The following is a 22,311-nucleotide window of genomic DNA, read 5'->3' as shown; positions in this document are numbered from 1 at the left end:
TAATTAAATCTTCTCAGCAATTCTTAATTTGGCACTTCTTGCTCTATTGTTCTCTTTTATTTCAGCATTATCCGGAACAATTAATTTTCCAACAGTTTTAAATGGTACTGAAAAATTACCAAAAAAGTCACGTTCAGGCTCTCCTTCAAACATTCCGTTTTTCATAAATCTTTTCACCAATCGATCTTCTAATGAATGATATGAAATCACACTCAATCTTCCACCGGGATTCAATATTTCTAAAGATTGTTCCAAAAACTCTTTCAAAACATCCATTTCCTGATTCACTTCAATTCGAATCGCCTGATAAATTTGAGCCAATATTTTATTCCTAACTCTTTCCGGTAAATATCTCGCCAAGACCTCTTTTAATTCATCAGTCGTCTTGATTGGCTGTTCTTCTCTGGCTTCTATAATTGTTCTGGACAAAGCAGGTGCATTTTTCAATTCGCCATAATCCAAGAACACCCTTCTCAAATTCGCATCATCATACTCATTGACAACTCGATAAGCATTCAAATCATTTTTCTGGCTCATTCTCATATCCAACCCCGCATCAAAGCGAGTAGAAAAACCTCTTTCAGGAACATCAAATTGATGCGAGGAAACCCCTAAATCTGCTAAGATTCCATCAACACTTTTCACCCCATAAAAACGCAAAAACCGTTTTATAAAACGGAAATTCTCATTAATCAACGTAAATCTTTCATCAGGTAAGGCATTCGCCAAAGCATCTTCATCCTGATCGAAAGCAAACAGCTTTCCGTTTGGCCCGAGTCTTTTCAGAATTTCTTTCGAATGTCCTCCACCACCAAAAGTCACATCCACATAAATGCCGTCTGGCTTAATATTTAAACCATCTACTGATGCATGAAGCAAAACCGGATTATGATATTCCATTGTCGTCGTCATTTATATTTCCCATTACTTCTTCTGCTAAATCTGCAAAATCAACATCCTCACCATTTATTGATTTTTCGTATAAATCTTTATCCCAAATCTCAACAATATTAACTGCTGATGAGAACACAACGTCTTTAGTAATACTCGCAAACATCACTAAATCCTTTGGCACTAATAACCTGCCCAAAGCATCTATCTCAACCACTTTAACTCCAGCAGTAAACCTTCGGATAAAGTCATTGTTTTTCTTCACGAACCGATTCAGTTTATTGATTTTTTGCATCATCAAATCCCATTCGCTCATAGGATACAACTCCAAACAGGGCTGAAACACGGAACGCTTCAAAACAAAGCCGTTTTGAAGTGAAGTAGCCAATTGCTTTTTCAAAGGCGCTGGCAACAGCAACCTTCCTTTAGCATCGACTTTACATTCATATGTTCCAATAATTGTATCCAATCAAAAAGTTTTAAATGATGTTGAGCAAAAATATAAAAAATATTACCACAATTTACCACTAAATCCCACTTTGTTAATAAGTTTAACCACTTTGAAACAAAAACCCTTAATTTTTGGACAGTCAGAACGTTAGCTCTCTTTTGTTTTATTTGTAAGAAAGGTAATGTTATTAAAAAAAGGAGCTCAAATACAATGAAATTTCAATTTAAAATGGTAATAACAAGTTCAAAATAATTAAAATTTGAAGTTCGGATACGCAAAAAAGAGAAGCCTATTTTTTATAGCAACACACATAATTTTACAATTAAAAATTGTTGTAAAAATTCTTTTTTATTTATTAAATCCTATATTTGTCAAAATTGAAAATCCGCATTCAAAAAAAATGGAAAAACACTATAAAAAAGAAGGTAGATATAGCTATTATGAAGCTGGCGAAGGAACTCCAATTGTCATCTTACACGGGCTTATGGGTGGACTTAGCAACTTTGACGCTGTTGCAAGTTACTTTTCTACAAAAGGATATAAAATAATCATTCCAGATTTACCTATATACACTCAAAACATTTTAAAAACGAATGTAAAAAGTTTTGCAAAATACGTTAAAGATTTCATCACATTCAAAGGACTCGAAAGAGTCATACTTTTAGGAAATTCATTAGGCGGGCATATCGCTTTGTACCATACAAAAATGTACCCCGAAAAAGTTGCCGGACTTGTAATAACAGGTAGTTCTGGACTTTACGAAAGCGCAATGGGCGATAGTTATCCAAAAAGAGGTGATTACGAATACATCAAGAAAAAAGCTGAAGATGTATTTTATGACCCAAAAGTAGCTACTAAAGAATTGATCGATGAAGTGTATGAATCTGTAAATGACAGAATCAAATTGATTAAAACATTGACCATTGCCAAAAGCGCAATTCGTCATAATATGGCAAAAGATTTACCTAAAATGCATGTACAAACGTGTATAATTTGGGGTAAAAACGACAAAGTAACACCACCAGATGTAGCGGAAGAATTCAATAAATTATTACCCAATTCCACTTTGTACTGGATAGACAAATGTGGCCATGCCGCGATGATGGAGCACCCAGATGAATTTAATCGTCTTTTAGAAGACTGGTTAACGCATACGCATTTATCCGTACACTAATCCTAAAGAGGAGAATTTTACACCTAGAAAAAATGAAAATTAATACTGCCGAATTTGTTATCAGCAACTCTGATGTAACGAAATGTCCTAAGGACTTTATGCCAGAATATGCTTTTATAGGCCGATCAAATGTTGGAAAATCTTCCTTAATCAACATGTTAACGAATCATAAAAAGTTAGCTAAAACATCAGGAAGACCAGGAAAAACGCAACTAATTAATCATTTTTTGATTAACAACAATTGGTTTCTTGTAGATTTACCAGGTTATGGTTATGCTAAAGTATCCAAGAAAACAAAATCAATTTTTCAAGAATTTATTACTGATTATTTTGAAACCAGAGAACAATTAGTTTGTGCATTTGTTCTGATCGATATTCGTCATGAAGCTCAAACCATCGATATTGAATTCATGTCCTACATGGGCGAAAGTGAAATTCCTTTTTGTATCATTTTCACTAAAGCAGACAAAATTAGCAAAGTAAAAATCGATTCACATATTGCTGCGTATAAAAAACAAATGTTTGCAAACAATTGGGCCGAAATGCCTCATTATTTTGTGACTTCAGCAACAGAATCAACAGGAAAAGAAGAATTATTGAGTTATATTGATGAAGTAAATCAAGAGGTTTTTAAAAATAATAATCAGTTTTAAAGACTCTAGTTATAACATAAAAAAATCCCAAAACTTAAATTATTTAGTTTTGGGATTTTTTTGATTTAGAATCAGCTCTATTTTGTTAACTCCAATTTCTCGGCAAAATAATCACAGAAATCTTTCATAGTATCTGCCATTTTTTCGTCATCAGTAGCACGCTTAAATGTTTCAGACATCGCCACTAAAGTCTGGTGGAAGAAAATTTTCATTTCATCAACCGGCATGTCTTTTGTCCACAAATCAATTCGCATACTTTCTTTTGCCTTACTATCCCAGATAGACAACATAATCGCTTTAGCCTCTTCTTGCTCTACTCCACCGTCTTTGGCAGACCACATTAATTTTTCTGGAACACGATTTTCATCTAATTCAATTAGAAACTTAATTTCTGATGTATTTTTATTCGACATTACTTTTTGGGTTTGTATTTTGATTTAACAAATATTTCTTTCGCATTGGTTTTTAATAAATCTACCAAAGGCACATCATTATTTTTCATATAAGAGCGCACCATTTGCCATCCTATCCAGGCACCAACTTGCCCTGGTGATTCATTATCAATTTCCAAATAAAATTTAGAAAATGGCGCCGGATTTATAAACCGGGAAACTAACTTTTGATCATTACTGTAAAGCATTTCTTTTTCAATGAAATAACGCCACATATAGCTTTCATTTTCTTGGCACCATGCAATTTGCTCTGGAGAATACCCCATTTTTTCGGCATCAGTGTAGTCCGGCAAAAGCAAGTCTTTTAGATACAATTGTTTACCATAATAAATCATCTGGCTTAACAAATCTTTATCTAAAACAGGTGGGATTTTTTGGGCTGCAAAACTCGAAACTACATCTGGAGCAATTTGCCTTTCTTCAAAATTTTGTTTCAAATAATCTGGAAACTGATAAAATTTATGATTTTTACCTAAATACAATTCAAGTGAGATAACAACCAAACTATCTGCATAAATAGCTTTATTTTTATAATCCATTTCAGCGATTATAGTAATTACTTTTGGTGTTTTTGTTTTAGGAAAATAATATTTAATGTGTTTAAAAAGCGTTTCTAACTCTACCTTTACGGGTTCAAAATCTTTATATTTTTTTTGGACTTCTGTATACAACTCTCTCCATAAAGGATCTTGCATTTTATTTAGCCAAATACTATTGTCATTTCCTGGAGGAAAAAAAAACGGAAATTGTTTTTTTACTTTTTCTAAATCCTTTGGCGGAGTTTCAAAAAATATTTTATCAAAGCGCTCCACTTTTACTTCTAAAGGAATTACTGCTACAGCACTTTCGACTTTATTTTTCTTATCACAAGACAAAATAAAGAGACAAAAGACTACAAGAAACAGATATTTTTTCATATATATTAATTAAATTTGTTTCCAAAGAATCTTAAGGAAAAGAATGCGAAACAAATTGACTTTGCAAATATACATTCCTGTTTTTTAAAACGTAAACTATTATGACTAAAAAAAGCACATTCCAAGTTGAAAAAGTGAATGCCCATATTGTAAATTGGTTAAAAACATACGCAGAGAATGCAAAAGTAAATGGTTTTGTAATTGGAATTTCCGGAGGAGTTGATTCGGCTGTTACCTCTACATTATGTGCACAAACAGGATTAAAAACTTTATGTGTCGAAATGCCTATTCACCAAGCCCAAAGTCATGTAACTCGTGGAAGGGAGCATATTGAACAATTAAAAAATAGATTCCCAAATGTATCTAGTATTGAAGCAGATTTGACTTCTGTTTTTGAAACCTTCAAAACTGTTGTCCCAGATGTTTCAGACACGGCTACACTTCATTTATCACTTGCCAACACCAGAGCAAGATTGAGAATGACTACACTTTACTACTTTGCTGGAATTCATTGTTTACTAGTCGCTGGAACAGGAAACAAGGTGGAAGATTTTGGAGTAGGTTTTTATACAAAATATGGTGATGGGGGAGTAGATTTGAGTCCAATTGCTGATTTAATGAAATCCGAAGTATTTCTTTTAGGGCATTATTTAAAAGTTCCTGATTCCATTTTAAATGCATCTCCTACAGATGGACTATTTGGTGATGATAGAACCGATGAAGATCAACTGGGAGCAAGTTATGACGAATTAGAATGGGCGATGTACCAAGACGAAGCGGGACAATCTTCGGATGCTTTTTCTGGAAGAGAAAAAACCGTTTTCGACATTTACAAGCGATTAAACACTATTAATCAACATAAAATGACCGCAATTCCTGTTTGTTTTATCCCAAAAGAATAAAGAAATCACATTTTATATTGATTTACAATTAATTACAGAATTTATTTATTAATTTTACATTTCCAATTACAAATAATTCTAAAAATTTAAAAATCATGATTAAAGTATGTATAGCCGATAATTATCCTGTTGTGCATTTTGGAGTAAAATCTTACTTTAAAGATAATGCAGACATATCAATAGTTGCCAATGTTGGTAATTTTTTGATGGTACGGGATATACTTTTAACTAAAGAGATTGATGTGCTCGTTTTAGATTTGGAGCTGGAGGGTCTTTCCAGTATTTTTGAGGTCAAAGCAGTCTTGAAAAATTTTCCAAAAACTAAAATTATCATCTTCAGTGGTCTTTCAGAACAAATCTATGCACCCAACGCTATTAAAGCAGGAGTGTCAGGATTCATCCACAAAAAGGAAAAACTAGAAACTTTAGGAATTTCAATTATCAAAGTCCACCAAGGCAAGATAATTATTAATGAAACCGTAAAGAAAAATCTAGCATTAATTGCAAAACAAAGTAAGAGCGAGCGATTGTATCGTAAGCTTTCTAATCGTGAAGTAGAAGTTTTGCGCTATCTAAGTGATGGAAAGAAAAATCATGAAATAGCTGATATTCTAAAACTAAACGAAAAAACAATTAGTACATACAAGTTACGATTACTTACAAAACTAAATGTTACTAATTTAGTAGACTTGGTAAACAAAGCAAAAACTTTAGAGATCGTTTAGTACCGCGACATAACTCTCCCTAATTTTTTTGAAAAGGAATGGATCAATATATTATAATCCATAACCATAGATAAAGGCTCTGTATTATCTGAATCAACTTCGGATGATAGAGAGCTTTTTAATTCTTCAATTATTTTACCTACCAAATACCATCTTAGTGTTAAAATAGTTTCAGATACATTTTGACTAATTGTATCGTTTTTAGATTTTGGAAAAATATTTTGCCCCTCCCAATTGTGCAAAATAACTCGTTCATCTTCCATCAAAATATCTGTAACTTCTTGTGCAAATTCAACTTGTAAGTGCATGAGATATTGTTCTAAACTAAAACTCTCATTCTGATGATAATAGTTGATCAAGTTATTAAATATGTCTCGAAACAATGGATTTGCCAGTTCAACTTCATCCTCTTGCAAACTCAAATAAATTCTTTGATATACTTTATACTCTCTTTTTTCAACGACAGTTTCAATCTCACCTTCAGTATTTGTTCTCAAAAATGTATCTTCAAATTCTTCATTCTTGTTTCCATACAACAATAGAATCTCAATAATTTTTCTTTCCAAACGATATAAAATATCTACCTTCTCCGCATCAACAGGATTTTCATTTTTTACAACTTCAAAAGCTTTTTGCTCTTGTTTTTGCTTTTTGCCAACTTCTACAATGTCTTTTTGTACTAATTGTGCTAACGTACTCACCAAAACTTGCTCCGAGATATCCATAATTCTAGAACATTCTTGGATATAAATTTCGCGTTGAATTCTATCCGGAATTTTAGAAATACTGACTACCATATCCCGAATCAAATCTGCTTTTTTTATTGGATCATTTTTGGCTTCATTCATCAAAAGCGATGCTTTGAACTGAATAAAATCCTTGGCATTATTTTCTAGATATAAAACCAAATCATCGTAAGACGTTTTTTTGGCAAAACTGTCTGGGTCTTCTCCGTCAGGAAATGTGCATACTTTTACATTCATTCCTTCTTCAAGAATCAAATCAATTCCTCGAATGGAAGCACGCAAACCAGCCGCATCACCATCAAAAAGCACTGTAATATTCTTTGTTAACCTATTTATTAATCGGATTTGGTCTGGTGTTAATGCAGTTCCTGAAGAAGCCACTACATTCTCAATTCCAGATTGGTTGAACTGAATTACATCCGTATATCCTTCTACTAAGTAGCAATTATTTAATTTCGCTATTGACTGTTTGGCCTGAAAAATTCCATAAAGAACTTTGCTTTTATGGTACAATTCACTCTCTGGTGAATTCAGGTATTTTGCTGCTTTTTTATCATTAGTAAGAATACGACCTCCAAAACCAAGCACTCTTCCTGACATACTTTGTATTGGGAACATCACACGTCCTTTGAACCTATCGAAAGGTCTGTCATCGCGAGGAATTGTAAGTCCTGTACTTTCTAGGAATTCTAATTTATATCCTTTTCCTAATGCTTCTTTAGTAAAAGCATCCCAAGCTTCTGGGGAATAACCTAATCCAAATTTCTTAATGGTTTCATTTGTAAAGCCACGTTCTTTAAAATAAGAATAGCCAATTGCTTTCCCTTCTTCAGAATTCAAAAGTGTGTTATGGAAATACGTTTTTGCAAATTCTGAAACCAAATACATACTTTCTCGAACATCTGTATTGGCTTTCTCTTCATCCGTCTGCTCCGTTTCTTCAATTTCTATATTGTATTTTTTAGCCAAATAGCGAATGGCTTCCGGATACGTAAATTTTTCATGTTCCATTAAAAAAGCCACAGAGTTTCCTCCTTTACCAGAACTAAAATCTTTCCAAATCCCTTTGGCAGGAGAAACCATAAACGACGGAGAACGCTCTTCAGAAAAGGGACTCAGTCCCTTGAAGTTACTTCCCGCACGTTTCAAATGTACAAAATCGCCAATAACCTCCTCTACACGAGCAGTTTCGAAAACAGTATCTACAGTGGCTTTTGAAATCAAAATATATGGAAATTTAATTATTGAAAAGTGTGTAAAAATACGCAAATCAAAGTTTATAATTCAATATCTAAAATAAAAAAAGCACTTCTTTCAAAGTGCTTTTCAAAGCATAAAACTAACTAAAACAATTTCTAATTAAAATCAAAACGTAGTCCTAATGAAACATTATTTTGTTTTACTGCATTATCTTTAAATAAAGGATTCAAGTCATATTTCAAGTACAAACTGGTAGATTTATATCCTACATAAGTGCTTAATCCATATATAAAACTATCAACATTAAAATCACCTTTAGTTATTTCTCTTGATTTATACCCATCAATATTATAATTGATATATTGCTTCGATTTTAGATTTGTACCCACGTACCCTCCTAAACCAATACGGAAACTATCGTGTGTTTTAAAATAAGTCTTCCCATCTCTTTCTTTGGATTTTGTGAAGTCAAATTCTAAGTGCATTGGAAATACTAAATTTACATTCTTGAAACGAGAATCATCCTGATGAATAGGATTTACCTGAAGGTTTGTTTGGTTTCCATCTACTACAAAATACCTATTGTCTGTAGCTCGCAAATTATTGTACATTACAGAAAACCCATATTTTGCATGCAATAGATTGTTGTTTTTTAAAATTCTAGTATTATAACTCAATCCCCACTCGTAAAAATGAGAGCCCAAATACCTAAAATCTGATTTTTGTACAGAGCCATCAGTCACTACATTATTTAATCCTGTGGCGAATACAAATTGTGAAGTAGTTCTTTTGGATTGGCGCTCTTCTTTATCTTCCTGACCATTATAAACCTTCATGGAGGTGATATTAATTTCGGTTTGAGAACCAATTGAATTTGGGTTGTTACCTAGAATAATAGTTCGGCCTCCGCTTCTACGATCCTTTTCATCTGCTACTTTCCCATCGACTTTATCTTGTACCAATTGATTTAACTTTGCTTGTTCAACACCCACTTTTGCCTCAATGGCCGCAGCATGAATTTTTGCCTTATCCATTTTAAGGTTACTTGCTTGCTCCTTAGTGATAACACCTTTTTCTAAGTCCCTGTCAATTAATTCTACAGCCACTTTTAGGGCATTTTTTTCATTATCTGTAATGGCTTTAATTTCGTTACTAATAGCTTTGGCTTTGGTTTCAAAGGAAATTACTTTATGATCTCTTCCTTTATTTTGTCCAGTTTCTTCAAGGGAGTCATCAACTATTTCAATTGCTACATCCTTAAACAAAATTTGTCCAGTTTCATTTAATAAAACACCATACGAAATAGCTGTTGCCTCAGTTGGGACATATAAAATCACCTCATATTTAGTCCAATTCTTAGTTCCTTTGATAGGTCTTCGTTGCATATTATCAAAAGCTAAAACTGCTGCAGTATAATAATCTACTCGCATCCACAACCCTGCCCATGACTTTACATTTTCACTTTTTACATACGCAGTCATTTTAACTGTTTTTCCTAAAAATGCATTCGGTTGTATGGTTTTCATTATAGTCCCAAAACCATTCGTTTTACTTGGAATCGATTTAATTTTGTAAACCGTCTGGTTGTTTTTTTCAGCGCCTGCATCTGATCCCATTTCATAACTTTCTGCTTTTGAACCCCTATAATGCCAGTCTGAACTATTTTTTATAGCGTCTACTCCTTGAGCATTTACCTTACTTAGTAAGGAAAGCAACACAATTGTTGTGATTAAAATAATTTTTTGCATGATTTTCGTTTTTTGATTGATGATTGATTTTTATTTATTCCTCGTAATTTCTATTAACTAAAACTGTTTTTATAGCATTAAAATTTTTGTTCAATCTGTTTAATGCAGATTCTCTAAAAGATTGATTTAATTCTGTTTCAGCACTTGATAACAGACTATTTGGATTTACAGAAATAGCTTTTCTACTTTTTTCAATTACTTTATCGGTAGCGTTTGGTTCAAATTTAGTATTCGTAACTTCTGCTAATAATTTTTCTGCTGAAACGTATCTATTACTACCTGTTGATTGATAATTTTTATCTTGAAAATAATTATCACTAGCCCTATTTTCTTTTGAATGATTTCTGATTGAAACTTCTGCAACTTGACTTTGATTTAAATTAGTAGCAACTATATTCGATTTTTCTTTTAAAATTGGACTTTTAGCACTTCCCGAATTTGTTTTTGAAACGACAGTAGTACTTGTAATTTTTTCACCCTCTGTTTTTAGTTTTACTTTATTATCAGGAACTACAGTAATTTCTGGAGTCGCTGAATTTTGAATAACAACCTCCTGCATCTGATTTTCAATAGCATTTTTATTTTGACTGAAATAAACTGTTCCTATCAATAGAAATCCAATAAAACTCGCAGCTATATACATCCAAGGAAATTTAGTTTTGGATTTTCGCTTCGCCTGTTCGCTATTGCTCGGGTCAGCAGCAGTAAGCATTGAATCTAGTCTGCTCCACGCCATTTCTGACGGTTGGATCTCCCGAGAATTCAATTGCTCTTTGAACTGTTTTTCTAATTTATTCGGTTCCATTACTGTAATTTTTTAACTTGTTAATCTGTCCTTGAAGCATTTTTCTGGCATGTGACAATTGTGACTTTGATGTTCCTTCAGTAATCCCTAACATACTGGCAATTTCTTGATGTTTGAATCCTTCAATTGCATATAGATTAAAAACCATTTTATACCCATCCGGCAAACTGTCTATCAAAAATTGAATATCAGCTATTGAAAATTGGCTTTCAATGTTATTGAAGCTTTCTTCAAAATAGGTTTCATCTTCACTATATTTTAGCTTTTTCTCCACTCGGATAAAAGAAATACATTCATTAACCATGATCCTTCTAATCCAACCTTCAAAACTTCCTTTGTGCTGAAAATTCTTCAGATTCGTAAACACTTTCATAAAAGCAGTAATCATGATATCTTCGGCCTGATGAATGTCTTTTATGTATTGGCGGCAAACACTTAACATTTTTGGAGAAAACTGGGTATAAATTTTCTGTTGTGCCTGCCGATTATTCTCGACAGCTAACTCGATTAATTCATTTTCCTCCTGATATAAGTTGATTACTTTCAAAATCTTTATAAAGTGTTTCTATAAGTATAGACGATTGGCAATGCAAAAAGGTTGCATCATAAATAGATTTTTTTCTGGTTCTACAATTTAAAACCAAAAAAAGTCAATAAAAGCAGTAGTTAACGAGAGAAAAATAATTTAAAAAAAGTTATTTTTTTCTTTCAATCACATAATTCACCATCAAAATCAGCGCGTCTTTAAACTCAGAATCCGAATAATTATCTAAAAGCAAAAGGGCTTCTTGCTGGAATTCTACCATTTTTTGTTCTGCATAAAGCAATCCATTATTGTTTTTTACAAAAGCAATAACTTCTTTGACGCGTTTTTTATCTTTATTATGGTTTTTAATAGAATTGATCAGCCATGTTTTCTCTTTGGAAGTACACGTATTCAAAACATGAATAAGAGGCAGCGTCATTTTTTGTTCTTTGATGTCAATTCCGGTAGGTTTCCCAATGGCTTCATCGGTATAATCGAATAAATCATCTTTTATCTGAAAAGCCATCCCGATAAGTTCTCCAAATTTTCGCATATTTTCTACCTGAACTTCATCTTCAATAACGGATCTTGCACCAAGAGCGCAACAGGCAGCAATAAGTGTCGCTGTCTTTTTTCGGATGATTTCATAGTAAATATCTTCTGTGATGTCAAGTCTTCGGGCTTTTTCAATTTGAAGTAATTCGCCTTCACTCATTTCGCGTACAGCGACAGAAATAATTCGTAGCAAATCGAAATCTCCATTATCTATAGAAAGTAACAATCCTTTGGACAATAAATAATCACCCACAAGTACCGCAATTTTATTTTTCCAAAGTGCATTCAACGAAAAAAAACCTCTTCTGCGATTACTGTCATCCACTACATCATCATGAACTAATGTCGCAGTATGAATCAATTCAATAACACAAGCACCACGATAGGTTCGTTCATTAACAATTCCTGCCGAAACCATTTTGGCTGTCAGAAAAACAAACATAGGTCGCATTTGCTTTCCTTTCCTATTTACAATATAGTACGTGATTCTGTTCAACAAAGCCACTTGCGAACTCATCGATTCATAGAACTTTTTTTCAAAAAGTTCCATTTCATTGAAAATCGGCTGTTTTATTTGTGAAGTAATATTCATTAGAATCCAAAGATACAATTTTAGCCTGCAATCTTACTAATGCTAGCATTCTTTTGAATATTTTTCGAAAAGAAAATCATTACGCTTCTTTGTTTGCCAATTGCCCACAAGCAGCGTCAATATCTTTTCCTCGGCTTCTTCTCACTTTTACCACAATTCCGCTAGCTTCAAGTGCCTTTATGTACGCATTAATTGATTCTTCAGAAGCTTGTTGAAATTCACCGTCATCAATTGGATTATATTCGATAAGATTTACTTTGCAAGGAACGTATTTACAGAACTTCACCAAAGCATCTATGGAAGCTTTGTTATCATTTATATCTTTCCAAACGACATATTCGTAGGAAATTTTACTTTTGGTTTTTCGGTACCAATATTCTAATGATTCGCGTAAATCTGCCAAAGGAAAATTAGCACTAAACGGCATAATTCTAGAACGAATTTCATCTATTGCAGAGTGTAGCGAAACGGCTAATTTGAATTTCACATCATCATCAGCGAGTTTTTTTATCATTTTAGGAACTCCCGAAGTCGAAACCATAATACGTTTAGGTGACATACCTAAACCTTCAGGAGACGTAATCATTTCGATTGCTTTCAACACATTATTATAGTTCATAAGCGGTTCGCCCATTCCCATGAAAACAATATTCGATAACGGATGATTGTAATACAAACGGCTTTCTTTATCAATGGCAATTACCTGATCATAGATTTCAGCCGGTTCCAGATTACGCATTCTTTTTAATCGTGCTGTAGCGCAAAAATTACAATCCAAACTACAGCCTACTTGACTCGATACGCAAGCTGTTGTTCGTGTATTTGTAGGTATCAAAACCGATTCTACTACCAAACCATCATGCAAACGTACCGCATTTTTCACGGTTCCGTCTTCACTGCGCTGCATCGTATCTACTTTGATGTGATTGATAACAAAATGCGTTTCAAGCATTGTACGTGTTGCCTTAGAAACATTGGTCATATCCTCAAAACTATGTGCTCCTTTGCTCCACAGCCACTCATACACTTGATTCCCACGAAAGGCTTTGTCACTATTAGCGACGAAAAAATCACGTAATTGTTCTTTTGATAAGGATCGTATGTCTTTTTTCTCGATTTCCATGGTGCAAATTTAATGACAATTTGTTGATTTATTTCATCAATTCGAATAAATGCTCGTATGTTGATTTGATAATTTAATAACTTTGCCAATCATTGAAAAAAAATCAAATAATGCATTTCATTTCTCAAGATTTAGAAGATTATATCGAACAACATTCTCAAAAAGAACCTGCTTTACTCGCTGCGTTAAATAAAGAAACCTACCAAAAAATTCTGCTGCCTCGAATGTTGAGCGGACATTTTCAAGGGCGGGTTTTGAGTATGTTATCTAAATTGATTCGACCAGTAAACATCCTTGAAATTGGCACTTACACAGGCTATTCGGCATTGTGTTTGTGCGAAGGCATTCAGGAGAACGGACAATTGCACACGATTGACATCAAAGAAGAATTAGTTGATTTTCAACGAAAACATTTTGACAAATCTCCTTGGGGAAAGCAAATTGTACAACATTTAGGAGAAGCAGTTGCTATTATCCCCACGCTTGACATGAAATTTGATTTGGTTTTTATCGATGCCGACAAGGAAAATTACCTCAACTATTTTGAATTAATCCTGCCAAAAATGAATAAGGGTGGTATCATATTATCCGATAATGTGCTGTGGAGCGGTAAAGTATTAGAACCACTGAATCCTAAAGATTTGAGCACAAAAATATTGTTGGAATATAATCAATTGCTGGCAAATGATCCTAGGATAGAAACCGTTTTATTGCCTATACGCGATGGTTTAACGGTGAGTAGAGTCTTGTAAATTCAACTATTCCTTTTGAAGACAACTGCCTACCCCTGATGGAAGCGGCATCCCACGCCTTTTTGCGTGGATACAGCGTACAGCAGGAAATTGCTCCTAGTCCTTTAACTTTAACGGAAAATACTTTTGTTGGGCCATTTTGTATACTTTATACATCAAAAAACCCGAGGTAAATCCAACGAAATAACCTGTCAGTATGTCTAATGGGTAATGCAATCCAAGATAAATTCTACTGTAAGCAAAGATTAGTGGCCAAAGAAACAGGAAACCGAAAAATTTGATTTTATCCTTAAAATTAAAAAACAAAAATGTAGCTACTGCCATTGAATTTGCTGCGTGTCCAGAGAAAAAACTAAAGGAGTTTCTGACTTGAACGATACGTATAAAGGAATTTATTTCGGGATTATTACAAGGGCGTAACCTTTGAAATCCATTTTTGAATAAGTTTGTTGTTTGATCTGTAATTGTAACCAAGACCGCTACAAAAAGCAACAAATACAAGGTTTGCTTAGCGCCAAGTTTTTTATAAATAACATACAAAAGGAGCAAAAAAAGCGGAATCCAGTTGCTTTGTTTGGTAATAAACAACCATAGACCGTCATAGGTTTCCGATCCTAGTCCATTCAAAAATACAAACAATTTTACATCTAAAGACAGTAATTTATCCAGCATTACATCTGACGTTTTATAGGTCCTGTAACTTCTTCTATTACTTCTTTAGTAGTTTCTATTTGAGTGGTTGTGTCGCCAACTATACCGTCTTTAACTTTATTAATTTCTGAAGTAATGCTTCCAGTTATGTCGCTCATTTGAGAGGTATCTCCCAATAGGTTTTCCTTAGCTTTATTGATTTCTGATGTAATACTTCCTCTAAAATCGGTTAGTGTCTGTGCATCAAATCCATTTGCTTCTGCGCCTTTTTGAATTTCACTTTTTATGTCATTCGTGGCATTTTTTAATTGTGCCATTGCTTTACCCATGGTGCGGGCTATTTCTGGTACTTTATCCGATCCAAAAAGCATCAGTACGATAAACATGATGAAAATTAATTCGCCTCCTCCTATGCCAAACATATTTCTTATTTTTTAGTGCTACAAATATACCTAATTTTGAATCTTTGACTTTTAATTTTTTCATAAAAAAAAGACTCTTTTCAGAGTCTTTTTTAAATTTATGTCTTTAATTTAATCAAATTTAGATTTCACTTCTTCTTTAGGCCAAGTGTTATTAGTCACATCAATATCAGCTGTTTCTAATTTCGGGTCAATCTGAATCTTTTTGATTGCTTTTTCAGTTGCATACACTTTCTTAGCGGTATCGTTATTTTTTCTCCAAATTTGAGCTGGATATTTAAATGTTTCTTTCGTATCATCTTCGTAAGTCAATTCAACGATGATTGGCATTAACATTCCTCCAGGCTTATTAAACTCTACTTCATAGAAATATTTAGGAGATTTTAATTTTGTTTTTTCATCCGCAGAAAAATTTTGATTAACGTACTCTGATAGTAAATTTACATCTGCTATTGCTAATGCTTTCTTATCCTTAGCGGATAATTCCTCACTTGTACCAGGAACTAAATAAACAAAAGGTCCTTTTTCTTGACCAAAACGCCCTCTTCTAACTACTGCGTCTTTTAATTCTTTAGTTGCCGTCTCAGAAACATAATATTGTTTAACTTCTTTCACTCCGATATCTACAAAATCAGTAGAGTAAAACCATCCTCTGAAAAACCAATCTAAATCTACTGCCGATGCATCTTCCATAGTTCTAAAAAAATCTTCTGGTGTAGGATGCTTAAATTTCCATCTGTTTGCATATACTTTGAAAGCATGGTCAAACAATTCTCTTCCCATAATCGTTTCTCTAAGAATATTTAAACCTGTTGCTGGCTTACCATAAGCATTCGCACCAAATTGAACTATCGTTTCAGAGTTTGACATAATAGGCTCCAAGAATTTTTGATCGCCACTCATGTAAGGAACAATTTTACTCGCTGGTCCACGACTAGAAGGGAAATTTGTACCCATTTCTTGTTCAGCCATATATTGCATAAAAGTATTCAAACCTTCATCCATCCAAGACCACTGACGCTCGTCAGAATTTACAATCATAGGAAAGAAATTGTGTCCTACTTCATGTATAACCACTCCAATCATTCCGTTTTTTGTTCGTTCGCTAGTTACTCCTTTTTCATCAGGTCGACCATAATTCCAGCAAATCATTGGATATTCCATCCCTTGATCTTCTGCCGAAACTGAAACTGCTTTTGGATAAGGATAATCAAATGTATGAGCAGAATAACTTTTTAAAGTATGAGCAACAGTTCTAGTTGATGTTTCTCCCCAAAGTGGATTACTTTCTTTAGGATAAACTGAAATTGCCATAACAGTTTTGTTCGTCAATTGAACTGCCATTGCATCTAGAATAAACTTTCTAGAAGTAGCAATACCAAAATCTCTTACGTTTTTAGCGCTAAATTTCCATGTTTTTTTCTTTTCTGAAAACCCTTTTTCACTTGCTTCTGCTTCTGCTTGAGTAACAATTACAACTGGTTTGTCAAAAGATTTTTGAGCCAGCTCATATCTTTTTACCTGCTCAGCAGTAAACACTTCACTTCGATTCATTAATTCTCCCGTAGCTTCCATAACGTGATCTGCAGGCACAGTGATATTTACATCAAAATTCCCGAAAGGCAACGTAAATTCTCCCGTTCCCCAAAATTGCATATTCTGCCATCCTTCAACATCATTATACACTGCCATTCTAGGATAGAACTGAGCAATTACATATAATTTGTTTCCTTCTTTTTCGAACAACTCATAACCTGAACGACCGCCTTCTGCTCGGTAGTTATTTATGTTATACCACCAATTGATAGAAAAAGTAAATTTTTCACCTGGTTTCATTGGAGTCGTTAAATTAATACGCATCATAGTTTGATTTATCGAATAAGACAAAGGATTCCCTTTTACATCTTTTACGAATTCAATATTAAAACCACGCTCTTGTTCTTGTTTTAAAAACTTGTTTGCAAAATTTCCAGCAGGAAAAACCTGTTCCATTCTTTGGCTTTCCGCCAAAGGAGTTTGAGAGGTTTTAGCAGCTTGATTTTGGTCTAACTGTACCCATAAATACTCTAAAGTATCCGGAGAATTGTTATAATACGTAACGGTTTCTGAACCTATTAATGTAGACTTTTTATCATCTAACTCTACATTTATCTTGTAGTCAGCTTGTTGCTGATAATACGCTGGACCTGGCGCTCCTGAAGCTGTACGAAACATGTTAGGTGTTGCTAACAGGTCATACATTTGACTAAACTTATTGGTATCGTATTTTCCTGTTTGTTTTGGCGCAACAGGTGCCGTTTTCTCTTGGGCAAATAACATTGCCGGAAGCAGTAATAATAAGGTGATTTTTTTCATAGGTAGAAATCTGGTTATTCAGTGCGTGAAAATAATAATTAAAAATACATTTATCTTAATTTATTCATATTTTAACATTCCCTTTGATGTAGATTCTGTAAAAAGTAAGGTGTTTTTTATCCCACTCACGTTAAAATGCATAATATTCTGTTGCTCTGAATTTCCTTCTGTGATAACTGCGTTATAAATCTCTAATGAATTAACTTTAGGAATCTCCTTCATACTTAAATAACAGATAAGTACGTCTCCTTCCATTTCTTTACTTAAAAAATTAATAGCTTTAGATTGTCCATTAATTTTAATAGAGAATTTTTCGTTTAAATACTTTTTCAATAAAATTAAATCCTCATCGGTTTCTTTTTCAGAACCCAAATTGACTTTTTTAGCATATTTTTTTCCTACTGCGCTATTCAAATCATCAACAAAAATACGAGCGGTAATTTGAAGCATTTTCTTTTGGGGAGCATAATTAACTTGATATAATGCTACATAAAATTTATGTACACTAAAAGAGGTCAACGTTAAAAATAATAACCCAAAAAAAGTAATTAAGATTGTTTTTTTCATTCGAAGATTCTATTTATTTTTTTTTCGGAATATGGCATCGCCATTCTTCAATAGTATTTGTATTCTGAAATCATGGCGATTTCATTTTTCAAAAGTAGTAATTCTTTTAAACTCTTCGTTCTTGGTGATTAAAAAATCAATTAGTAAAAATTCGTCTTCTTGTTTCAAAAGGCTTTTTGATTTTGAATCATTCTCGCAATAATCCAGAAAAAGTCCAATTTCTTCATTTTTCAACTTCAAGGTATTGGTAAAAAAATACGTATCAATTCCTTTAGAAACAACATTAGAAAAATCTAAATTAGAATCCAAATCGATTTTTTTAGCTGAATCCTTCGTGAACAATTTAGAAACCATTTTATAAATTCTAACAAAATCCATTCCGTTTTCTATACTCCCATCCGATGGCATTGTTCTATTTACTGGTGAAGATTTTGCATCGTCAAAAAACTGTAAATCAACAATACCTTGCGTATTTCCTTTTATTGGTTTCAGCTCTGCTTTGCGCTTCACGAGAACTTCTTTTAACAAGGTCGTTTGCGTATCTAAATTAACCTCAAACAAAGGTTTCGAAAAATCCTTATCTTGAATCACAATTTTTTTAGACTTGAAAGCGGCGCTTGAAACCAACAAAGTGTCTTTGGCTTTCGCCAAAATATCAAAAAAACCTTGATCGCTTATAAAGGTTCTCGTTTTTGAATTTAAATTAAAAACATACCCGTTATCTACAGTTGCAGATTCATTTGTAAACTGACCGTGCAGCGACTTCCTATTTTCGTTTTGACCAAAAGAAAATTGGCAAAAGAAAATCAAACAAAGAATTCTTATTTTGGTTTTCATCTTGGATTGTTTTTAAAATGTTATTTTAAACTTAGTGCTTCACTTTCGCTAAAATAAAAAATTCCCCGTCTTTGATTGTGAGGGCTATTTTTTTCGTTTCCTAAATTTAAGACATTTATTTCACTTATATTAGTAGAATTCACACTAATTCTAACATTAAAGTAACTTTTCAGCAGGAGTTTGTCCAAAATAAATTTGGCACATTGAAAACAAAAGAATAGGCAGTAATTTATTTATTTTCACCCGCAATAATTTCATTATAATTTTCCGCCAACTTCACAATTAGAAACATCGTCAATGTCTTGTTTTTAGCTCGCAATGCATTTGCAAAACCAGCGTCATCAATACAATAATATTGAAATCCTCTAATGTAATCATTGGGAATTTTTAAGGTTTCAATGTAATATTTGTCTTCAAAAAGAACTTCGATTCTGGCTAATAATTGTTCTTTTTTCTCCACAATAATTTCCTTTTTTAGCATGGCTTTCCGTCCTGAAATAGCATTGAGTAATCCATCAATACCATTACCAGAAGTCGCTGTGTATAATTTCCTCTCTGCTGGCGTATATTTTTTTTGACCATACGGTATTATGCCCAAACTCTCTGCTGTAATAGACGATTCACTTATGATGACTTCCTTCAAAATAATACTTTTTGGCATCATGAGTACCGTAATACTTTCCTGCAATAAATCCTGCTTGTCAATTTTCTTTCGGAGACCTTCTAAATTAACAGCAGTAAACACTAAAACATCACCTTCTCTTACTGCTATAGTAAAGAAACCATTCGCATCCGAAAAAGCAGTTTTATCCGTTGTTACATTCTCAATAGTAATGCGATCAACCGCAACAGAATCGGCGATAATTTTTCCTCGAAGTTCTTTTATGCTTCCAGCTTGGGCAAAAAAAACTTGAACGAAGAAAAAGACAATAAGCTGTAGCGTAATTTTAATTTTCACTTGCAATTATTTCTTTATACTTAGTTGCTAATTCCCCAATTAAGAAAGTAGTCATGGCAACATTTTTAGATTTCAAAATCGTCACGAATCTTTCGTTCTCCACAATATAGTATTCAAAGCCTTTGACATATTCAGAAGGTATTTTTAATGTATTTACAAAATAATCAATAGTAAACATATTCTCTAATTGCCTCATATACGATTCTTTCTTTTCGACTTCAACTTCTTTTTTAAGCATTTTAGTCCTTCCTGAAAACCAATTCAATAATGGATCCGCTGAGATTGAACCACCCATCATCGAGCCTGCATTAGCAGTGGCATTAAGATTACTGGCAGTATATAACTTTCGTTCTGCGGGAGTGTATATTTTTTGTCCCTTTGGAATTATCCCCATTGATACTGCATTGATACCGCTTCTTACAATAACTTCGCGCAATTGATTTACTATCGGCATCATTTTCACAGAAAGCATTTCTTGTTCAAAATCCTTTTGGGTTAAGGCAATTCTAACTTCTTTAAACTGCCCTTCGGTGAATAATAATGTATCTCCAACTTTAGCCAAAATAGAAAAATCACCCTCTTTATCTGTTACTAATGCCTGCTCACTTTTTAAATTTATCACATAAATACCTTCTAAAACAGTAGCATCAGCGGTCACTTTTCCTTTTAATTTTATTCGAGGGGTTTCTTGTGCGACAACATTTGTTGCTACAAAAGCCAAATACAAGCACACAATTCTAATCATCCTTATTTAATACATTAGTGACAGCTCGTAAAAGTATCTTAATGCGTTCCAAATTAATTGCTAATAGGTTGGTAAAAAAATGTTAATTAAAAATGTGAAATCAAAAAGACTGATTTAATACCTTTAGCACAAATTATCGACTGAAAAATGAAAAATATACTAATCGCAAGCACTTCTACTCTTGCCAACCAGAATTATCTGGACTATTTATTACCTGAATTACAAGTGCATTTTCAAGACTGTACTACTATTCTTTTTATTCCTTACGCGCGACCAGGAGGCATTTCCCATGAGGAATATACTGCAACGGTAGGTTTGGCTTTTGCCAAAATAAATAAAAAAGTAATTGGAATACATGAATTTGAAGATGCTGGAAAAGCTTTAAAAAACGCGGAAGGAATTTTTACTGGAGGCGGAAGCACATTTGTTTTAGTGTCTCAATTATACAAAAACAATACTATGGAAATCCTAGCTGAAGTTGTAAAAAATGGAACGCCATATTTAGGGACTAGCGCAGGAAGTAACATTTGCGGACTTACGATGCAAACAACAAATGACATGCCAATTGTTTATCCTCCAAGTTTTAAAACATTAGGATTAATTCCTTTTAATTTAAATCCGCATTATTTAGACCCCGACACCAATTCTAAACACATGGGAGAAACTCGTGAAACCAGAATAAACGAGTTTCACGCTTATAATTCGGCACCAGTTTTAGGATTAAGAGAGGGAAGTTGGCTGGATGTAAAAGGAGACACAATTACTTTAAAAGGTGATTTGACAGCTCGACTGTTTAGACAAAACCATACACCCGAGGAATTAGAAAGTGGAAGCGATTTAAGTTCTTTAAAGTAATCCAAGAACGGCACAAAAAAAGCCGAAACAATTATGTTTCGGCTTTAAAGAGCGAAAGACGAGGCTCGAACTCGCGACAACCAGCTTGGAAGGCTGGAGCTCTACCAACTGAGCTACTTTCGCATTAAATAGTAAAAATAAAAAACCTCAAACTTTAATTTGAGGCTTAGAGCGAAAGACGAGGCTCGAACTCGCGACAACCAGCTTGGAAGGCTGGAGCTCTACCAACTGAGCTACTTTCGCATTAACAACAGTGCAAATATACTTAATAAGTTTGCTTCAATGCAAGTTTTTTTATTAAAAAATCACAAACTTAGTGACTGCTTCTTTTTTTCAAAAGCATATAAAAATCCTAAAGAATTTATTATGAAATTATTATACCTTTATTATGCTTAAAATAAAATTAAAAATAAAATTAAAAAAATCACTGCTTTAGAGAATTTTCAGTAAAACATAAAGTATTTCGGACTGAAAAATTAATTAAAAGTTGTCATTTTGATCGAGTTCCTATACCTATAGCATTTCATTTTAGCGTGTTTGACAAAATAGTCAACCCGCATTATTCCATCATTAGAAGTAAAACAAATTAATTTATTACAATAGAACCCCTTCTCAAGTCAAAAAGACACTTCACCATAACGAGGTGCAACACTCAAAAAGAAGGCATTTAATACCTTGAAACCAACTAATTCTCTCTTAAAATAAATTA

At 33.3% G+C, this 22,311-nt stretch carries 23 protein-coding genes and 2 tRNA genes; 6 read left to right on the top strand and 19 right to left on the bottom strand.

What is annotated here, in order from left to right:
• Positions 1-3 precede the first annotated feature (3 nt).
• Both rsmH and mraZ read right to left on the bottom strand, forming a co-directional pair.
• On the bottom strand, positions 4-912 hold the full coding sequence (gene rsmH / locus V5J73_RS02510) for a 16S rRNA (cytosine(1402)-N(4))-methyltransferase RsmH (RefSeq protein ID WP_199074766.1): 909 nt from the start codon (positions 910-912) through the stop codon (positions 4-6).
• Positions 887-1,360, bottom strand: coding sequence for a division/cell wall cluster transcriptional repressor MraZ (gene mraZ / locus V5J73_RS02505; protein ID WP_338647372.1), 474 nt, complete (start codon positions 1,358-1,360; stop codon positions 887-889). The genes rsmH and mraZ overlap by 26 nt, the downstream gene beginning before the upstream one ends.
• A 382-nt stretch (positions 1,361-1,742) precedes the next feature.
• On the opposite strand from mraZ, the gene V5J73_RS02500 reads away from it, so the two are divergent.
• Both V5J73_RS02500 and yihA read left to right on the top strand, forming a co-directional pair.
• On the top strand, positions 1,743-2,516 hold the full coding sequence (locus V5J73_RS02500; protein ID WP_338647371.1) for an alpha/beta fold hydrolase: 774 nt from the start codon (positions 1,743-1,745) through the stop codon (positions 2,514-2,516).
• Positions 2,517-2,548: 32 nt separating this feature from the next.
• The gene (gene yihA / locus V5J73_RS02495; RefSeq protein WP_338647369.1) at positions 2,549-3,169 is read left to right on the top strand and encodes a ribosome biogenesis GTP-binding protein YihA/YsxC; all 621 of its coding nucleotides are present in this window, start codon (positions 2,549-2,551) and stop codon (positions 3,167-3,169) included.
• 77 nt (positions 3,170-3,246) lie between these two features.
• Here yihA and gldC read toward each other — a convergent pair whose 3' ends face one another.
• Complete coding sequence (gldC, locus tag V5J73_RS02490) at positions 3,247-3,582, bottom strand: gliding motility protein GldC (protein WP_091165314.1); 336 nt, start codon at positions 3,580-3,582, stop codon at positions 3,247-3,249.
• On the bottom strand, positions 3,582-4,538 hold the full coding sequence (gldB, locus tag V5J73_RS02485) for a gliding motility lipoprotein GldB (protein WP_338647368.1): 957 nt from the start codon (positions 4,536-4,538) through the stop codon (positions 3,582-3,584). The genes gldC and gldB overlap by 1 nt, the downstream gene beginning before the upstream one ends.
• 101 nt (positions 4,539-4,639) lie before the next feature.
• On the opposite strand from gldB, the gene nadE reads away from it, so the two are divergent.
• Together nadE and V5J73_RS02475 are read left to right on the top strand one after the other, a co-directional pair.
• Positions 4,640-5,440, top strand: coding sequence for an NAD(+) synthase (gene nadE, locus V5J73_RS02480; RefSeq protein ID WP_338647367.1), 801 nt, complete (start codon positions 4,640-4,642; stop codon positions 5,438-5,440).
• A gap of 95 nt (positions 5,441-5,535) precedes the next feature.
• Positions 5,536-6,165, top strand: a complete 630-nt coding sequence (locus V5J73_RS02475) for a response regulator transcription factor (protein ID WP_099714433.1) — start codon at positions 5,536-5,538, stop codon at positions 6,163-6,165.
• Here the strand turns inward: V5J73_RS02475 and dnaG are convergent.
• The 6 genes from dnaG to rlmN form a co-directional block, all read right to left on the bottom strand.
• Positions 6,162-8,135 carry a DNA primase gene (gene dnaG, locus V5J73_RS02470; RefSeq protein WP_338647366.1) on the bottom strand — a complete coding sequence of 658 codons (1,974 nt, stop codon included), beginning with the start codon at positions 8,133-8,135 and terminating at the stop codon, positions 6,162-6,164. The genes V5J73_RS02475 and dnaG overlap by 4 nt on opposite strands.
• A gap of 131 nt (positions 8,136-8,266) precedes the next feature.
• Positions 8,267-9,859: a hypothetical protein gene (locus V5J73_RS02465; protein WP_338647364.1), complete on the bottom strand. Its 1,593-nt coding sequence runs from the start codon at positions 9,857-9,859 to the stop codon at positions 8,267-8,269.
• Positions 9,860-9,893: 34 nt separating this feature from the next.
• Entirely contained in the window at positions 9,894-10,664 is a 771-nt protein-coding gene (locus V5J73_RS02460) for a hypothetical protein (RefSeq protein WP_338647363.1), read from the bottom strand.
• A complete protein-coding gene (locus V5J73_RS02455; protein ID WP_338647362.1) occupies positions 10,651-11,211 on the bottom strand; it encodes an RNA polymerase sigma factor in 561 nt (186 codons plus the stop codon). The genes V5J73_RS02460 and V5J73_RS02455 overlap by 14 nt, the downstream gene beginning before the upstream one ends.
• A 148-nt stretch (positions 11,212-11,359) precedes the next feature.
• Positions 11,360-12,337 carry a polyprenyl synthetase family protein gene (locus tag V5J73_RS02450; RefSeq protein WP_338647361.1) on the bottom strand — a complete coding sequence of 326 codons (978 nt, stop codon included), beginning with the start codon at positions 12,335-12,337 and terminating at the stop codon, positions 11,360-11,362.
• Positions 12,338-12,416: 79 nt separating this feature from the next.
• Positions 12,417-13,460, bottom strand: a complete 1,044-nt coding sequence (gene rlmN / locus V5J73_RS02445) for a 23S rRNA (adenine(2503)-C(2))-methyltransferase RlmN (RefSeq protein WP_338647360.1) — start codon at positions 13,458-13,460, stop codon at positions 12,417-12,419.
• Between the two features lie 110 nt (positions 13,461-13,570).
• Here rlmN and V5J73_RS02440 point away from each other — a divergent pair, with 110 nt between their 5' ends.
• On the top strand, positions 13,571-14,212 hold the full coding sequence (locus V5J73_RS02440) for an O-methyltransferase (RefSeq protein ID WP_338647359.1): 642 nt from the start codon (positions 13,571-13,573) through the stop codon (positions 14,210-14,212).
• 96 nt (positions 14,213-14,308) lie between these two features.
• Here the strand turns inward: V5J73_RS02440 and V5J73_RS02435 are convergent, their stop codons facing one another.
• The 7 genes from V5J73_RS02435 to V5J73_RS02405 form a co-directional block, all read right to left on the bottom strand.
• A complete protein-coding gene (locus V5J73_RS02435; protein ID WP_338647358.1) occupies positions 14,309-14,884 on the bottom strand; it encodes a phosphatase PAP2 family protein in 576 nt (191 codons plus the stop codon).
• Positions 14,884-15,285 (bottom strand): Sec-independent protein translocase subunit TatA/TatB, encoded by a 402-nt coding sequence (locus V5J73_RS02430; RefSeq protein ID WP_338647357.1) that lies wholly within the window; start codon positions 15,283-15,285, stop codon positions 14,884-14,886. The genes V5J73_RS02435 and V5J73_RS02430 overlap by 1 nt, the downstream gene beginning before the upstream one ends.
• 111 nt (positions 15,286-15,396) lie before the next feature.
• Entirely contained in the window at positions 15,397-17,640 is a 2,244-nt protein-coding gene (locus V5J73_RS02425) for a M1 family metallopeptidase (RefSeq protein ID WP_338647355.1), read from the bottom strand.
• 60 nt (positions 17,641-17,700) lie between these two features.
• Positions 17,701-18,207, bottom strand: a complete 507-nt coding sequence (locus tag V5J73_RS02420) for a DUF6702 family protein (RefSeq protein ID WP_338647354.1) — start codon at positions 18,205-18,207, stop codon at positions 17,701-17,703.
• 81 nt (positions 18,208-18,288) lie between these two features.
• On the bottom strand, positions 18,289-19,044 hold the full coding sequence (locus V5J73_RS02415; RefSeq protein ID WP_338647353.1) for a hypothetical protein: 756 nt from the start codon (positions 19,042-19,044) through the stop codon (positions 18,289-18,291).
• A gap of 229 nt (positions 19,045-19,273) precedes the next feature.
• Positions 19,274-20,002: a hypothetical protein gene (locus tag V5J73_RS02410; protein ID WP_338647351.1), complete on the bottom strand. Its 729-nt coding sequence runs from the start codon at positions 20,000-20,002 to the stop codon at positions 19,274-19,276.
• Complete coding sequence (locus V5J73_RS02405) at positions 19,992-20,747, bottom strand: hypothetical protein (RefSeq protein ID WP_338647350.1); 756 nt, start codon at positions 20,745-20,747, stop codon at positions 19,992-19,994. The genes V5J73_RS02410 and V5J73_RS02405 overlap by 11 nt, the downstream gene beginning before the upstream one ends.
• A gap of 147 nt (positions 20,748-20,894) precedes the next feature.
• On the opposite strand from V5J73_RS02405, the gene pepE reads away from it, so the two are divergent.
• Complete coding sequence (gene pepE / locus V5J73_RS02400; RefSeq protein WP_338647349.1) at positions 20,895-21,602, top strand: dipeptidase PepE; 708 nt, start codon at positions 20,895-20,897, stop codon at positions 21,600-21,602.
• A gap of 50 nt (positions 21,603-21,652) precedes the next feature.
• On the opposite strand, the gene V5J73_RS02395 is transcribed toward pepE, so the two are convergent.
• Positions 21,653-21,725, bottom strand: a tRNA-Gly gene (locus tag V5J73_RS02395).
• Between the two features lie 47 nt (positions 21,726-21,772).
• A tRNA-Gly gene (locus V5J73_RS02390) sits at positions 21,773-21,845 on the bottom strand.
• Positions 21,846-22,311: the final 466 nt, after the last annotated feature.

Source organism: Flavobacterium sp. KS-LB2 (assembly GCF_036895565.1).
Classification (GTDB): Bacteria; Bacteroidota; Bacteroidia; order Flavobacteriales; family Flavobacteriaceae; genus Flavobacterium.
Note: the sequence above shows the minus strand (reverse complement) of the source record. Positions and strands in the feature narration are given on the sequence as shown.